14 protein-coding genes and 1 riboswitch are annotated in these 14,576 nt (G+C 71.9%); of the genes, 8 read left to right on the plus strand and 6 right to left on the minus strand.

Going from position 1 to position 14,576, the window contains the following annotated elements; translation table 11 throughout:
* Positions 1-3 precede the first annotated feature (3 nt).
* From PS467_RS04340 to PS467_RS04355, 4 genes are all read left to right on the plus strand, one after another.
* Entirely contained in the window at positions 4-825 is an 822-nt protein-coding gene (locus tag PS467_RS04340) for a hypothetical protein (protein WP_311034070.1), read from the plus strand.
* On the plus strand, positions 822-1,592 hold the full coding sequence (gene cseB, locus PS467_RS04345) for a two-component system response regulator CseB (protein WP_311034071.1): 771 nt from the start codon (positions 822-824) through the stop codon (positions 1,590-1,592). The genes PS467_RS04340 and cseB overlap by 4 nt, the downstream gene beginning before the upstream one ends.
* 2 nt (positions 1,593-1,594) lie before the next feature.
* On the plus strand, positions 1,595-2,878 hold the full coding sequence (locus PS467_RS04350) for a sensor histidine kinase (RefSeq protein ID WP_311034072.1): 1,284 nt from the start codon (positions 1,595-1,597) through the stop codon (positions 2,876-2,878).
* Positions 2,879-3,016: 138 nt separating this feature from the next.
* On the plus strand, positions 3,017-4,894 hold the full coding sequence (locus PS467_RS04355; protein WP_311034073.1) for a transglycosylase domain-containing protein: 1,878 nt from the start codon (positions 3,017-3,019) through the stop codon (positions 4,892-4,894).
* Here PS467_RS04355 and PS467_RS04360 read toward each other — a convergent pair.
* Together PS467_RS04360 and ctaD are read right to left on the minus strand one after the other, a co-directional pair.
* Positions 4,881-5,228, minus strand: coding sequence for a hypothetical protein (locus tag PS467_RS04360; protein ID WP_311039760.1), 348 nt, complete (start codon positions 5,226-5,228; stop codon positions 4,881-4,883). The two genes, PS467_RS04355 and PS467_RS04360, sit on opposite strands and share 14 nt — an antisense overlap.
* 2 nt (positions 5,229-5,230) lie before the next feature.
* On the minus strand, positions 5,231-6,895 hold the full coding sequence (ctaD, locus tag PS467_RS04365; protein WP_432280537.1) for an aa3-type cytochrome oxidase subunit I: 1,665 nt from the start codon (positions 6,893-6,895) through the stop codon (positions 5,231-5,233).
* A 104-nt stretch (positions 6,896-6,999) separates the two neighbouring features.
* Here ctaD and PS467_RS04370 point away from each other — a divergent pair, with 104 nt between their 5' ends.
* On the plus strand, positions 7,000-7,596 hold the full coding sequence (locus PS467_RS04370) for an RNA polymerase sigma factor (protein ID WP_311034074.1): 597 nt from the start codon (positions 7,000-7,002) through the stop codon (positions 7,594-7,596).
* On the plus strand, positions 7,593-8,573 hold the full coding sequence (locus tag PS467_RS04375) for a CU044_5270 family protein (RefSeq protein ID WP_311034075.1): 981 nt from the start codon (positions 7,593-7,595) through the stop codon (positions 8,571-8,573). The genes PS467_RS04370 and PS467_RS04375 overlap by 4 nt, the downstream gene beginning before the upstream one ends.
* A gap of 36 nt (positions 8,574-8,609) precedes the next feature.
* Here the strand turns inward: PS467_RS04375 and PS467_RS04380 are convergent, their stop codons facing one another.
* Positions 8,610-9,398, minus strand: coding sequence for an Fpg/Nei family DNA glycosylase (locus PS467_RS04380; protein WP_311034076.1), 789 nt, complete (start codon positions 9,396-9,398; stop codon positions 8,610-8,612).
* 85 nt (positions 9,399-9,483) lie between these two features.
* On the opposite strand from PS467_RS04380, the gene PS467_RS04385 reads away from it, so the two are divergent.
* Together PS467_RS04385 and PS467_RS04390 are read left to right on the plus strand one after the other, a co-directional pair.
* The gene (locus PS467_RS04385) at positions 9,484-10,650 is read left to right on the plus strand and encodes a PP2C family protein-serine/threonine phosphatase (protein WP_311034077.1); all 1,167 of its coding nucleotides are present in this window, start codon (positions 9,484-9,486) and stop codon (positions 10,648-10,650) included.
* Between the two features lie 92 nt (positions 10,651-10,742).
* Positions 10,743-10,889: riboswitch (SAM riboswitch) on the plus strand.
* Between the two features lie 336 nt (positions 10,890-11,225).
* Complete coding sequence (locus PS467_RS04390) at positions 11,226-12,071, plus strand: glutathione S-transferase C-terminal domain-containing protein (protein ID WP_311034078.1); 846 nt, start codon at positions 11,226-11,228, stop codon at positions 12,069-12,071.
* A 79-nt stretch (positions 12,072-12,150) separates the two neighbouring features.
* Here the strand turns inward: PS467_RS04390 and PS467_RS04395 are convergent, their stop codons facing one another.
* From PS467_RS04395 to PS467_RS04405, 3 genes are all read right to left on the minus strand, one after another.
* Positions 12,151-12,894, minus strand: coding sequence for a Mut7-C RNAse domain-containing protein (locus PS467_RS04395; RefSeq protein WP_268970115.1), 744 nt, complete (start codon positions 12,892-12,894; stop codon positions 12,151-12,153).
* Between the two features lie 87 nt (positions 12,895-12,981).
* On the minus strand, positions 12,982-13,845 hold the full coding sequence (locus tag PS467_RS04400; RefSeq protein WP_311034079.1) for a YhjD/YihY/BrkB family envelope integrity protein: 864 nt from the start codon (positions 13,843-13,845) through the stop codon (positions 12,982-12,984).
* A 15-nt stretch (positions 13,846-13,860) separates the two neighbouring features.
* On the minus strand, positions 13,861-14,427 hold the full coding sequence (locus tag PS467_RS04405; RefSeq protein WP_311034080.1) for a nucleoside deaminase: 567 nt from the start codon (positions 14,425-14,427) through the stop codon (positions 13,861-13,863).
* Between the last annotated feature and the right edge of the window lie 149 nt (positions 14,428-14,576).

Genomic DNA, 14,576 nt, shown 5'->3' on the forward strand with positions numbered 1-14,576 from the left:
GCCATGCGTTCCTTTCCCTCCGGTCCGCGCACCGCGCGACGACGCCCCCGCCACCGGCCGCCACGCGGCCTCGTGTCCGCCGTGGTGGCCGCGTGCGCCGCCGTCGCCACCGCGGGCTGCACGGCCCAGGCCGGGGTGCGGGACGACGGTACGGCGCCCACGCTGTCGGCCCCGGCCAGCGCGGTTCCGCTGTGGCCCGGGTACACCCCGCCGGCCACGTCCGCACCCGCTCAGGAATCCGACCTCGCCCGCTATCTGCCGGTGGACGAGGTCCAGGTGCCTGCGGGCGGGCTGGCCGCCCTGTCCGCGAAGAACCTGCTGCTCCACGACCCCAATGTGCCGTCGCTGGTGCAGAAGGAGATCTCCGCCTGCCCCGCTGACGGCACCTGCCCGCTGCGGGACGCCGTGCACCGCGATCTGACCGGCGACGACCGGGACGAGATGGTGGTGGCGGTCGATCTGCCGAGGTTCGAGCGGACGTTGCTCCAGGTCTACACGGCCTCGGGCCACACGGTCCGCCCCGTGCTGATCTACTGGGGCCCGCAGGGCCTCACCGGCGAGACCCGCGGCCGCGATCTGGTGATCAGCGCGATCGGCGAGGACGGCCGGGTCACCACCCGCTTCCGCTGGAACGGCAGGGTCATGGCGGCCGTGACACCCGCGGGCGGGACGGGCACCCGGCCGGACTTCCCCGGGGCCGTACCGGCCGTGCCGGATGCGGTATCGACCGTGCCGCAGTCCGTGCCGACCGTGCCGGACGCCGTACCGGACGACCGCGGCGCAGTGGACACGGCCCCCCGTACGGAGACGAGGACGACGCGATGACCACCGCCACCCCACCCGGCCCCGCCCCGGGCCCCGGCTCCCCGACCGAGGCGCATCTGCTGCTCGTCGAGGACGACGAGGTGATCCGCAATACGGTACGGATGTCCCTGGAGCGGTACGGCTTCACCGTGTCCACCGCGGGCGACGGCCTCACCGGTCTGGAGATCTTCCGTGAGCGACAGCCCGATCTGCTGCTCCTCGATGTGATGCTGCCCGAGCTGGACGGCATCGGACTGTGCCGCAGGGTCCGCGAGTTGAGCCTGGCGCCGATCCTGATGATGTCCGCGCGCGGTGACGCCCTCGACGTCGTCTCCGGTCTCGAGGCGGGTGCCGACGACTATGTCGTCAAACCGTGCGAGTCCGCCGTCCTGGTGGCCCGTATCCGCTCGCTGCTGCGCCGCGCCTCCTTCACCCCGATGGCCCGCGGCCCGCGCGACGAGGCGCGCGGCGGGGCGCCGGAGGCGGACGGCGCGGCCCGGCCGGACACCCTCGTCTTCGGCGAGCTGACCATCGACACCCTTGGCATGGAGGTGTGCCGCGCGGGAGAACCGCTGGCCCTGACCCCCACCGAACTGCGGCTGCTGCTGGAGTTCGCCGGCTCGCCCGGTGTGGTGCTGGAGCGCCGTACGCTGCTCAGCCGGGTCTGGGACCACGCGTGGCAGGGCGACACCCGGGTGGTCGACCTCCATGTGCAGCGGCTGCGGGCGAAGATAGGCGCCGAACGGATCGAGACGGTCCGCGGCTTCGGCTACAAACTGCGGCGCTGACGATGACGCTGAGATGGCGGATCGTCGCGCTGGTGGCGGCGGCGACCTGTGCCGCCGCGGCGGCGGTCGGGGTCCTGGTGCACCACGCCTCACGCGACCGCGAGCTGTCCCAGGCGCGCGACGGGGCCCGCACCACCCTCGACCACGCCGCGCTCATCTACGCCCGCACCGGCGGCGTCCAGGGCTCCGGTGCCGTGCTGGACGCCCCCGGGCTCCCCGCCGGGCTGCGGCGCCTGGTGGCCAAGGGGCATCAGGGCACCGAGTTCGTCACCGGCCCGGACGGACCCGCGATGTGGGCGGCCCGGCCCGCCGATGGCCAGGTCCTGTCCGTACGCGTCGACATGAAGACCGCGATGCGCAACATCGGTGCGCTGGACACCAACATCATCCTGGCCGGGCTGATGACCACCGCCGTGGTGCTGCCCCTGGGGGTGCTCACCGCCGAGCGGATGAGCCGGCGGCTGCGGCTCGCGGCCGCCACCGCGCGGCGGATCGCGGCCGGGGACCTGGACGCCCGGATCTCCGCCGCCACCCGCCCGCACGACGAGATCGCCGAGATCTCCGGGGCCGTGGACTCGATGGCCGCCGCGCTCCAGGAACGGCTCCTGGACGAGCAGCGGTTCACCGCCGATGTGGCCCATGAGCTGCGCACTCCGCTGATGGGTCTGGTCACCGCCGCCGAGCTGCTCCCGCCGGGCGAGGCGGCCGGGTATGTGAGCGACCGGGTACGGGTGCTGTCCACCCTGGTCGAGGACCTGCTGGAGATCTCCCGGCTGGACGCGGGGGCGGAGGAGGCCGATCTGTCCCCCTGTCCGATGGGGCCGGTACTCGACGAGGCCATCACCGGCACCGGGCTGCCGGCCCGGCTGCGGACCGGCGCGGCGCCGGACGCCGGGCAGGCGGACGCCGGGCAGCCGGACGCCGGGGAGGGCCCGAAGGTGTGGACCGACCCCCGCCGGCTGGCCCGCATCGTCGCCAATCTCGTGGTCAACGCCCATCGCCACGGCCGGGAACCGGTCGAGGTGACGGTGGCCGCGGACGGCCGGACCGTGACGGTCCGCGACCACGGCCCCGGCTATCCGGACGACCTGCTGGAGAGGGGCCCGCAGCGGTTCCGCACCGGGGTCCGGGAGCGGGGCCGGGGCCATGGCCTCGGGCTGACCATCGCGGCCGGGCAGGCCAAGGTCCTCGGCGCCACACTGGAGTTCGGCAACGCGCCGGACGGCGGAGCGGTCGCCACGCTGCGCCTGCCCGAGGGGCCGGAGCCCGGACCGATACAGGACTGATACATCGTCGAGCGGAAGTCGAGGCGTGTCAGCGTCCCCGCCGAGACCTCCCGTTGCGGTTTCGAAGATCTTCGCTGAGGAGGATGGCGCCGACCCCCGCGAATCCTCGCGGCCGGGATCGACGGAGGAGCAATCGGTATGGCAGGTCCCCTGACGGCCCTAGGCGCACGACGCGCACCGGACCCGGAGTCGGCGCCGCAGGACTCCAGCCCCCCGGGGCGGCGGCGCCGGACGAAGGGACGCGGGAAGGGGAAGCGGACCGGCATCCGGCGGTTCTTCACCTGGCGGAAGCTGATCGCCTATGTGGTCGGTCTGTTCGCCCTGCTGATCGGGGCGTTCACCGTGCTCTACTACTCCATCGAGGTCCCCGAGGCCAACGCCCAGGCGAAGGCGCAGAGCAACGTCTACAAGTACAGCGACGGCACGATCCTCGCCCGCACCGGCGAGATCAACCGCGAGATGGTCTCCCTCGACCGGGTGCCCACGGGCGTGCAGCACGCGTTCGTCGCGGCCGAGAACAAGTCCTTCTACCAGGACCCGGGCGTGGACCCGATGGGCATCGTGCGCGGACTGGTCAACACCGTGACCGGCAAGGGCACCCAGGGCGGGTCGACCATCACCCAGCAGTACGTCAAGAACTACTACCTGAGCCAGGAACAGACCGTCACCCGCAAGATCAAGGAACTGGTGATCTCCCTCAAGGTCGACCGGAGCAGCTCCAAGGAGGAGATCCTCCGGGGCTATCTGAACACCAGCTACTTCGGCCGCGTCGCCTACGGCGTCCAGGCCGCCGCCCGCGCGTACTACGACAAGGACGTGGACGACCTCGACATCGCGGAGGGCGCGTATCTGGCGGCGCTGGTGCAGGCCCCCAGCCAGTACGACTGGGCCGTCGCGACCCCCAAGGCGAAGCGCCTGGTCACCCAGCGCTGGAACTATGTGCTGGACAACATGGTCGACATGCACTGGCTGGACGCCGCACAGCGGAAGCGGATGCGCTTCCCCACGCCGGTCGCCCCCGAGCCCGCCCCCGGCCTCAGCAGCCAGGCCGGCTATCTGGTGGACGCCGCCCGCAATGAGCTGATCGCCGCGGGCGTCAGCGAACAGGAACTCGCCGCGGGCGGCTGGACCATCACCCTCTCCATCGATCCGGCCAAGCAGCGGGCGCTGGAGGAGACGATGCGGCAGGGCCTGGACGGCTCCGCCAAGGGCAAACAGGGCCGTGCGGACGCCGCCGCCACCCAGGGCGGCGCGGTCTCGGTGAACCCGGAGAACGGGCACATCGTCGCGCTCTACGGCGGCCGGGACTACACCGAGCACTATCTGTCCAACGCGACCCGCGGCGACTACCAGGTGGGTCCGGTCTTCGAACCGGTCATCACCGCCGCGTCCATCGACACCAAGGCGCGGAAGAAGCCGACCGCGGACAGGCTGAGCGCGGTCAAGAGCACCGCCCGTGCGCTCGGCATGGACACCGACAGCGGCGGCTTCGACAAGGAGCAGTCGGTCGAGCTGGGGCTGATGGGGTCGAGCCCGCTGAGGATGGCCGGTGTCTACGCCTCCTTCGACCACGAGGGCAAGCGGATCACCCCCAGCATCGTGAAGTCCGCGCGGCGCGGCGACGAGACGGCCGATCCGCCGGACGCGGTGGGCGATCGGGCGATCGCCCCGGCGGCGGCCCGGCTGATCACCCGGAGTCTCATCGACGGCGACGGCGGACCGGACGCGGTACGCGCGATCAACCGGCCCGCGGCGGGCAAGGGCGGGGTGTCCGACGACAAGCGGGCGGCCTGGTACGTCGGCTACACCCCGGACCTGGTCACCGCGGTCGGCCTGTTCGGCGAGGACCCCACCACGCGAAAGCAGATCCGGTTGCCGAACGCCGGTGTCCAGCGGGTCGCCGACCTGTGGAACCGCTACACCGGCAAGGCGCTGAGCGGGGTGCCCGCCGCGTGGTTCGACTTCGGGGAGGGCTCGGTTCCGGTCCCGGCCCAGACGGTGGCTAGCGCACGGTGAGGGTGGCGGCCAGGCCGCCGGAGACCAGCGCGGCCCCGAGGAGACAGGCCAGGAGCAGCCGGCGGCGCAGCGTCCGGTAGACCTCCTGGTACTCCGCCCGCAGCTGCTCGCAGCGCCGCACCACCGTGCGCAGGTTCCGCTCGGTGACGGCCAGCTGGTCCTGGACGTAGAGCCGTTCGACCTCCGCCCGCTGGGCGGAGGTCAGCCAGTCGAGCCGACCGGTGAAGCGGCGGGCCCGCTCCCGGGCCGCGTCCCGCTCCGTCTGGAGCAGCAGATAGCCCTCGATCTGGTTGATTCCGGCGGCGATACCGGGGGACTCGGCGGCTCGGGCCATGCTCACGCCACACTCTCCTTCTGACCGACATCGGGATGGTGCAGATCGAACGCGGGGGATTCGGAACGGATCTTCGGCAGGCTGACGAAGTTATGGCGCGGCGGCGGACAGGAGGTCGCCCATTCCAGCGAACGGCCATAGCCCCAGGGGTCGTCGGCCTCGATCTTCTTGCCGTACTTGGCAGTCTTCCAGACGTTGTAGAGGAACGGCAGGAACGACAGGCCGAGGACGAAGGAGCTGATGGTCGAGATGGTGTTCAGCGTGGTGAAGCCATCGGCGGCCAGATAGTCGGGAATTCTGCGGAGCATTCCCTCGGCGCCGAGCCAGTGCTGCACCAGGAAGGTGCCGTGGAAGCCGAGGAAAAGGGTCCAGAAGGTGATCTTGCCGAGCCGCTCGTCGAGCATCTTGCCGGTGAACTTGGGCCACCAGAAGTGGAATCCGGCGAACATCGCGAAGACGACGGTGCCGAAGATGACGTAGTGGAAGTGAGCCACCACGAAGTAGGTTTCCGAGACGTGGAAGTCCATCGGCGGCGACGCCAGGATCACACCGGTCAGACCGCCGAAGACGAAGGTGATGAGGAAGCCGACCGCCCAGAGCATCGGGGTCTCGAAGCTCAGCGACCCCTTCCACATCGTGCCGATCCAGTTGAAGAACTTGATACCGGTGGGCACGGCGATCAGGAACGTCATGAACGAGAAGAACGGCAGCAGCACACCGCCGGTGACATACATGTGGTGCGCCCAGACGGTGACCGAAAGGCCCGCGATGGAAATCGTCGCGGCGATGAGCGAGACATAGCCGAACATCGGTTTCCGGGAGAAGACCGGAATGACCTCCGAAATGATGCCGAAGAACGGCAGGGCGATGATGTAGACCTCCGGGTGGCCGAAGAACCAGAAGAGGTGCTGCCAGAGCAAGGCCCCGCCATTGGCCGCGTCGAAGACGTGCGCCCCGAATTGGCGGTCCGCCTCCAGGGCGAACAGCGCCGCCGCGAGCACCGGGAAGGCCAGCAGCACCAGCACACCGGTCAGCAGCACGTTCCAGGTGAAGATCGGCATCCGGAACATCGTCATGCCCGGGGCGCGCATGCAGATGATCGTGGTGATGAAGTTGACCGAGCCGAGGATCGTGCCGAAGCCGGAGAGGGCCAGACCCATGATCCACATGTCCGCGCCCACACCCGGTGAACGCACCGCGTCCGACAGCGGGGAGTAGGCGAACCAGCCGAAGTCGGCCGCGCCCTGCGGGGTCAGGAAGCCGCCCACCGCGATCAGCGAACCGAACAGGTACAGCCAGTACGCGAACATGTTCAGCCGCGGGAACGCCACATCGGGTGCACCGATCTGCAACGGCATGATCCAGTTGGCGAACCCCGCGAACAGCGGGGTGGCGAACATCAGCAGCATGATCGTGCCATGCATGGTGAACGCCTGGTTGAACTGCTCGTTCGACATGATCTGCGTCCCCGGACGGGCCAGCTCGGCGCGCATCAGCAGCGCCATCACCCCGCCGAGGCAGAAGAAGGCGAACGAGGTGATCAGGTAGAGCGTGCCGATCGTCTTGTGATCGGTGGTGGTCAGCCATTTCACGGCCGTGGCCCCCGGCCCGGGGCGGCGTGACGGCGGGGCGGCCGGCGCCGCCGCGACAACGGTGTTGTTCCTCATGATCGCTAGGTGTCCGGCACCCCGTGGATCGTCACTCCGACGGCCGGTCAGAACTATCTGCCGCGAGGTGTGATGATCTGCGGTGTGCCGGACACCTTCGGATCATGAGCACCGACGACGCCTTCGACGCCGCCTACCGTGAGCATTACTGGGCGGTCAGCCGTTTTGTGGCACGGCGGCTGGACGACCAGGCATGGGACGTCGAGGAAGTGGTCGCCGAGGTCTTCGCGGTGGCCTGGCGCCGCCGGGTCGAACTGCCCGAGTCACCCCTGCCGTGGCTGTACGGGGTGGCCCGGCACTGCCTGGCCAACACCGTGCGCGGCAAGGGCCGTTACCGCAGACTGCTGCTCAAACTGGGCCACCACGAGGTGACGCGCGGCGGGCACACCGTGGCGAGCCCGGACGCGGAACGGCCCGGCTCCTGGGTGCTGGAGGCGCTGTCCCGGCTCGCCGAGGCCGATCAGGAGGTGCTGCGGCTGACGGCGTGGGAGGAGCTGACCGTCGAGGAGCTCAGCACCGTGCTGGGGTGCGGCCGGTCCGCCGCGGCCATGCGGCTGCACCGGGCGCGGCGGCGGCTGCGGGAGCAGATAGAGACCCTGCGCCGGGACGACCGGGTCTCGCTGGGGTGCACGAGCGGCAAGGGCGAGATGGCCGATAAAGCCAATAAGGCCAATAAGGCCTATAAGGATGGACACGCATGACCGACGAACTGGATCTGCTCCGCGAGGCCAACCCCGTGTCCGCCGACACCGGCCGTTGGCGGGACCGGCCGCTGGACGCGCGCGCCGAGCTGCTGCTGCGGCAGCTGGCGTCCCGGGACCGGGGGCGCCGTACCGTCCGGCGCGTGGTCTGGAGCCTGGAGGCCGCGGCGGCCGCGACGATCCTCGCCCTCGCGCTGACCGTCCCGGGCACCGGCTCCTCCCCCGCCGTGGCCGCGTCCAGGCCACTGCCGCTGGTGGCACACGCCTCCCGCGCCGACGTACCGCTCGCCGCGATCGTCCGGCGGGCGCGGGCGGCGGCCGAGGAGTCCCCGGCGAAGAGCGAGCGAGGCAGCCATATCCAGTCCTGGTCGCTGGGGATGGCGTCGGGGAAGGACCCGGTGACACTCCCCCAGGAGTCACTGACCCGCTGGAACGCGGACGGCAGCGGTTCGCTGCTGGTGGTGGCCACCGATCCGCGCCACCCGGGCCGCCCCGTGATCGAGGACGGTCCCCCGCCGCGCACCGTCAACGACGGCAAGGTGCTGCGCAACGAGCGCTATCCGGCCGGTATCGGCGGCGCCAACGAGAACTACTTCGAGGACCCCCCGTCCGGTGCCCAGGCGCTGCGCGAGTATCTCGCCGTCTGGACGCCGGGCGCGGACCGCGACCCGGCGGACCTGATCTCGGCCGTGCGGTCCTTCCTCTCGGTGTGGACCCCGGGGCCGCGCCAGAGGGCGGACATCCTCACCCTGCTGTCCGGGATCGAGGGGCTGCGCCCGGCGGGCAAGGTCACCGACCGGCTGGGCCGGGAGGGACAGGGGTTCCGGTTCACCACCACCCCGGGGGGCCGCTATCTCATCGTCCTCGACCCGGACGACGGCAGGGTGCTGGACGTCGAGGAGACCGTCACCCGGGACGATCCCGAGTACCGGGTGAAGGCGGGCGATGTCATGTCCTACACGGCCTGGATCTCCTGACCGGGCAGGACGAGCGGCGGATCGCGCGGGCGGGCGTCAGGCGTCGTCCTGCTGGCAGTGCGGGCACCACAGGGTGGTCCGCCCGGCGATCCGGGCGCGGTGCAGCGGACGGCCGCAGCGGGGGCAGTGCGGGTCCGGATCGTCACGCCGTCCGGTGAGCCAGTCCGGGTCGTCCGGCACCCGCCCCACCCGCACCGAAGCGCGCAGCACCTCGCGCAGCGCGGTGTGCAGCCGATCGTGCTCCTCGTCGGTGAGCGTGTTCACCGGCCGCCGCGGATGGATCCGCGCCTGCCACAGGATCTCGTCGCCGAGCAGATTGCCGAGTCCGGCGATCACCGCCTGGTCGGTCAGGGTGGCCTTGACGCGTCCGTGCCGCCCCGCCAGCAGCCGGTCGAGCCCGGCCCGGCTCAGGGAGAGCGCGTCCGGGCCCTGGTCGCCGAGGATCCGGTCGACGTCGGCGTCGGTGGCGGCGAGCCAGACGCCCTGGAGCTTGCGCTGGTCCTCGTAGCCGAGGCGGTGTCCGTCGTCGAGGTCGAAGGCGACGCGTTCGAACCGGCCGACCGGTTCGGAGTCCGCCCCGCAGACCAGCCGCCCGGTCATGCCGAAGTGCAGTACGAGCGTGGGGCCGTCGGTGGGGGCGATGAGCCACTTGCCGTGGCGGCGCGGCGCGGCGAAGCGGCGGCCCTTGAACTCGCGCTTCAGCCCCTGCGCGGTCACCCCGTGCAGTACCCCCGGATCTGCCACCTCGGCCCGCTCGACGCGGCGGCCCTGGGCGCAGGAGACCAGCGTCCGCCGGAACCCCTCGACATCCGGTAGCTCGGGCATAGCGTCAGGCTACGCCAGGGGCTTACATCCCGCGTCGCCAAGAAACATCCCCTTCGGGTAGTTTCATCGGATAAAGTACCGAAATATGCGATGCATGCGCTCCGGCCGGAGGGCGAGCGGTCGCAGCCAGACGCTTTTCGCGGTCACCCGGTGTCTGCCGTTTCTGGTCCTGGCGACGGTGCTCGGCATCGAGCTCTCCCCCGCCCACGTCGTCTACACCGGCCCCCTGCTCTCCCCGGCCCCGGCGCTGGCGGCGGTGACCATGGGCCCGGTCGGCACCGGCGGGGTGGCGGGCCTGGCGGGCGTGGTCAGCGCGATCACCGCCACCCACAACCACGCCTGGGGCAGCCAGCAGGTGTACGCGAATCTGCTGGCCCTGCTGGTGGTGGCGGTGGCGAGCGTGGCCACCAGCGCGGTACGGGTGCGCCGGGACCGTGAGCTGACCCGAGTCCGCCGGATCGCCGAGGTGTCCCAGAACGTGGTGCTGCGGCCGCTGCCCGCCCGGTTGGGCGCGGTGAACACCGCGAGCGTCTATCTGGCGGCCGAGCGCGGCGCGCGGATCGGCGGGGACCTCTACGAGGCGATGTGCACCCGCTACGGGGTGCGGCTGATCGTCGGGGATGTGCGGGGAAAGGGGCTTGCCGCGGTGCGGTCCGCCGCGGCCGTCGTGGGCGCCTTCCGGGAGGCGGTGCACTACGAGACGGACCTCGCCGAGGTGATGCGCCGCTGCGCGGCCGCGCTGGCGCGTGAGTACGAGCTGTTGGACCGCTCCCAGCTACGGGACGCGCGGGAGCTGGAGGAGCAGTTCGTCACCGTGGTCCTCGCCCAGGTGCCGGACGAGTCGATGGTCCAGCTGATCAACCGGGGCCATCCGCCGCCGCTGATGATGCGCCGGCGCGAGGTGCGCGCCCTGGGCCCGGTGCGCCCGCTGCCGCCGCTCGGCCTCGAGGAGTTCCTCACCCCTCCCCCGATCGGCGTCGAGACCTTTCCGTTCCTGCCCGGTGACCGGCTGTTGCTGCACACCGACGGAGTGATCGAGGCCCGTAACCGCCGCGATGAGTTCTTCCCGCTGGCCCGGACCATGGCGACGCTGGACGGCACCACCCCGGCCGAGTACCTGGACCGGCTGCGCCAGGCCCTGGTCCGGCATGCCGGGGGCCGGCTGGCGGACGACGCGGCCATGGTCCTCGTCGAGCGGGCCGCCGACGGCACGGCGCCGCCGGCCCGCGTCGACCACGTGGGCATGGACTGACCACATGGGCTGGGACCGACCACGTGGGCTTGGACTGACCACGTGGGCATAGGGTTGACGCCCTCGCGGAGCGCGACGACACTGTCAGGGACGGTCACGATGGTCAGCGCCCACCGTGCGGAATCCCCGCTGAGGTGGGTCATCGGCCCCGGCTCGCTGACAGGCAACCCTTCTCCCGCGACGGGGTGCCCCCGGGTGACGACCGGGTCTCGTCGACGTGGACGGGACAAGCGCGGTCTCGCTGCCTCGCGAGCCCGATGATGATGGGATCGGTGGAGATGCCCAGGACCGACAGCCACGGGGAAGGCGCCCGTCGGCGTTCCCGGCCGTCGTCCCCGTTCCGCCGTCCCCGTCCCCTGACCCGGCGCCTGCACATCGATCTGCTGCGCATCTGCAGCGCTTCCAGTCCAGCCGGCTGAATCGACACGGTCACCGAGCGCGGCCCCGCGCATCGGCGGGTCGGGTGTGTCCCGGCACCGCCCCCGGCGGGTGCGCCGCGCGGGTTTCCCTTCCATCGCGCCATCGGCGCCGCCCAGGCCGGCGGGGCCGGGGCTCCTTCACTGCCTTGGAGAGCCATGTCCGAGACGTCTCCGCTCAGTTCAGGTCCTGCCGCTCTTCTCGATCCCGACCCCTGCCGGCCCCGCCCCCGGACCGCCCCGCCCACTCCGCCGCACCGCTTCCGCAGCCGCATCGGCGTCGACCTGGCCGGGGGCTTCTATCCGGCGCCGCATCGCTATCGGCTCTATCTCTCCGCGAGCTGTCCGCTCTCGCTGCGCGTCTCCATCACCCTGGACCTGCTCGGGCTGCGGGACACCATCACCACCACCCTCCTCGGGCTCCCGGGCGAAACCCCCGCGGCGTTCGCCTCGCTGCGCGGTGCCTACGAGGCCACCTGGCACCGCTACAGCGGGCCGGTGGACGCGCCCGCGCTGTGCGACCGCTGGACCGGACGTGTCGTCAGCAACCACACGCCCGACATCCTGCGCGACCTCGCCGGCCATCTGAGCGACCACGTCGGAACCGACCGTCCCCGGCTGCGTCCGGCGGCTCTCGCAGCGGACATCGACGCCCTCCGCGAACTCCTCGACACGGACATCACCCATGCCGCGCGGCAGGCCGGGACCGCGCCTGAGGCGGAGTGCCGGGACGCGGCGCTGGAGCGGCTGCTGACGGCCCTCGGCCGGCTCGACCGCAGGCTGGCGTCCGCGCCGTACGCACTGGGCGACGAGCTGACCGCCGCCGATGTGGACCTGTGGGTGGCCCTCGTCCAGCTCGACACCGAGCACCGGCTCCAGCTGGCCGCCGACGCGGCCCACCGGGTCTCCCGCCACGAGCGGCTGCGCGCCTATGTGCGGCGGCTGCACGCCCATCCGGCCTTCCACACCACGCTTCCGGAGGCCCTCCGGGCCGGTGTGTCCTGAGTCCGCCGCTCCGGTCGCCGCCGGCCGTGACGGCCGGGGGCGACCGGAGCGACCAGGGCGACCAGGGCGTTCAGTCCGCTCAGGACAGGGCGGCGCGGGCGCCGCCGAACTCCCCCACCGCGCGGGCCACGATGGCCTCCAGCCGGGCGTGGTGGGCGCCGCGCCAGTAGACCCGGTCGCAGACCGTGCAGCGGGCGAAGACGTCGTAGGTGCGCCGGGTCCCGTGCTGGAGCCGCTCCCGGACCGCCTCCTTGTCGGCGTCCTCCAGCGAGCCGTTGCAGGCGGTGCAGCGGGTCCAGGGGGCCAGGCTCGGGGTGAACCGGCCGAGGACGTCCCGCAGCTGCTCATCGGGACGGTCGCTGTAGACGTACGCCCCGGCCCACAGCTCGCGGCGGCGCAGCAGCCCCCGGTCGCGGGAGAGCAGCACCCGGCGCTGGGCGGCCGAGCGCGCGGCCAGCTCGGGGTCGCCGACGTCCTCGCTCTCGTACGCGGCGTCCACGCCTAGCAGCCGCAGCCGGCGCGCGAGCGTGCCCAGGTGCACATCGAGCAGAAAGCGCAGCGGCGCCCCCGGCACCCGCTGCGGGCGGACCACCGGGTGGACCTCCACGGTCTCCCCCGCGCCCGGCACATGCGAGACGGCGGTCTCCTCGCCGTCCACCAGCAGCCGGCCGACCTCGGTGAGTGGGACCCCGAGCGACTCGACGACATGGCCGAGGGTGGAGACGCCGTCGGTGGCGACCGCCGTCCAGGGGCGGCGCCGCTCCGGGACGGCGAAGAAACGCAGTTCAGGGGCGAGGCTGAGATGGATCTCGGGTCCGTTCACACCGCCAGCATGCCAGGCGTGCCCGGCCGGGGCGACGGCGTTTCTCCCGGGCGGCGCGACGGGCCCCGTGATCGCGGGCCGGGGGCGTCAGCGCGCCGGCGGGGCCGCCTTGGCCTGGTCGCGCCGTCGCTTGCGGCGCCAGGCGACCATCCGCAGACACTCCTCGTGCGTCACCCGGCCCAGGAGCGCCCCGCCGAACACCACGAATCCGACCCCGACCAGCCAGGACTGGACGACCAGCACGGTGCCGACCGGACCGTAGGAGACCGCGCTGGAGGCGATCAGCGGGGAGAACACCAGCTGGGAGAAGAACCGCAGCCCCAGCAGCCCGACGCTGGTGGCCAGCGCGCCCGGCAGCAGGGCGCCCCAGCTGATCCGCCCGCCCAGCAGCAGCCGCTGTGACCACCAGAAGAACAGCACCGTGCCCACCACCGCCACCAGCAGCCGGGAGACGCCGGGGGCCAGATGGGCGGAGAGCAGCAGATAGCCGATCAGCGCCACGAGCCACACCAGATGGCGCCAGACGGTGTGCCAGCGGCCCGCGGGCAGCTCCCACACCTTCTCGTAGCCGACCTGGAGCACGGTGCCGAAGCGCAGTCCGAAGATGGCCAGCGTGGCCAGACCGAAGGCGGTGGTGGACTCCAGCGCCTGCTTGGGCGGGGCGAACAGCCGCTGCACCTCGTCCCGCGAGGTCGGGGAGAGTCCGAGCCCCTCGGCCAGCCACTGGGCGAACCCGAGCCGGTTCACCGGATCCGCCGCGGCGACCACGATCAGCAGGGGCACCAGGGTGAGAAAGCCCAGGGCGGCGAAGCCCATCGCGCGGTGCAGCAGCTCGAATTCGCTGCCCCGCCGCCATCCGCGTCCGATCGCGGACCGCTGGACCACGTCACGCAGCCGCCGCCACCACGCCCGGGGGCCCCGGGCGCCGGACGCGGACGGATTCTCGGACATGCCCACGGGTGCCGGTCAGTACGGGTGCCGGTCGGGCTTGTCCGTCCACGCCTGGTACGCCTCGGCACCCATCTCCGGGTGGATCTGCTCGATCAGGATGGAGCGCTGGTCCATGGGCTTGCGGAAATCCTCGTACATGAACGAGTCGTCGAAGCCGATCTTCGCGGTGGCGGCCGGATCGCAGCTGAAGTAGACGGCGTCGATCCGCGACCAGTAGATCGCGCCCAGGCACATCGGGCACGGGGCGCCGCTGGTGTAGAGCGAGCAGCCCTGGAGCATCCGGGCGCGCTCCGGCACCGGGTCGGCGGACCCCTCGGGGCGCGGCACGAGCGCCAGTGTGCTCTCGTCGACGTGTTCCGGGGCTATCGCCGGCGCTTCGGGGTTGAGCACCTGGATCGCCTTGCGGATGGCCTCCACCTCGGCGTGGGCCGTGGGGTCGCCGGTGAGCAGCACCCGGTTCTGCCCGCGGGCGATGATGTCGCCGTCCCGGCTGATCACCGCGCCGAACGGGCCGCCCCAGCCGTTCTCCACCGATTCGGTGGCCAGCCGTACCGCTTCGGCGAGGAACTCCCGCTTCGCCATCCGCACCTCCGCTCGGCGCTGTCGTGCCTGTGCTGGACACACTGCGGAACGCTCGATTTGTCCAGGAACGTGACCAAGAGTACTCGCCATGGATCGCGGTGCAACCCTCGGCCGCGGCCCCGGACCTCACGGTGGGTCAGGGCCCGGAC

Source organism: Streptomyces luomodiensis (assembly GCF_031679605.1).
Lineage (GTDB): Bacteria > Actinomycetota > Actinomycetes > Streptomycetales > Streptomycetaceae > Streptomyces > Streptomyces luomodiensis.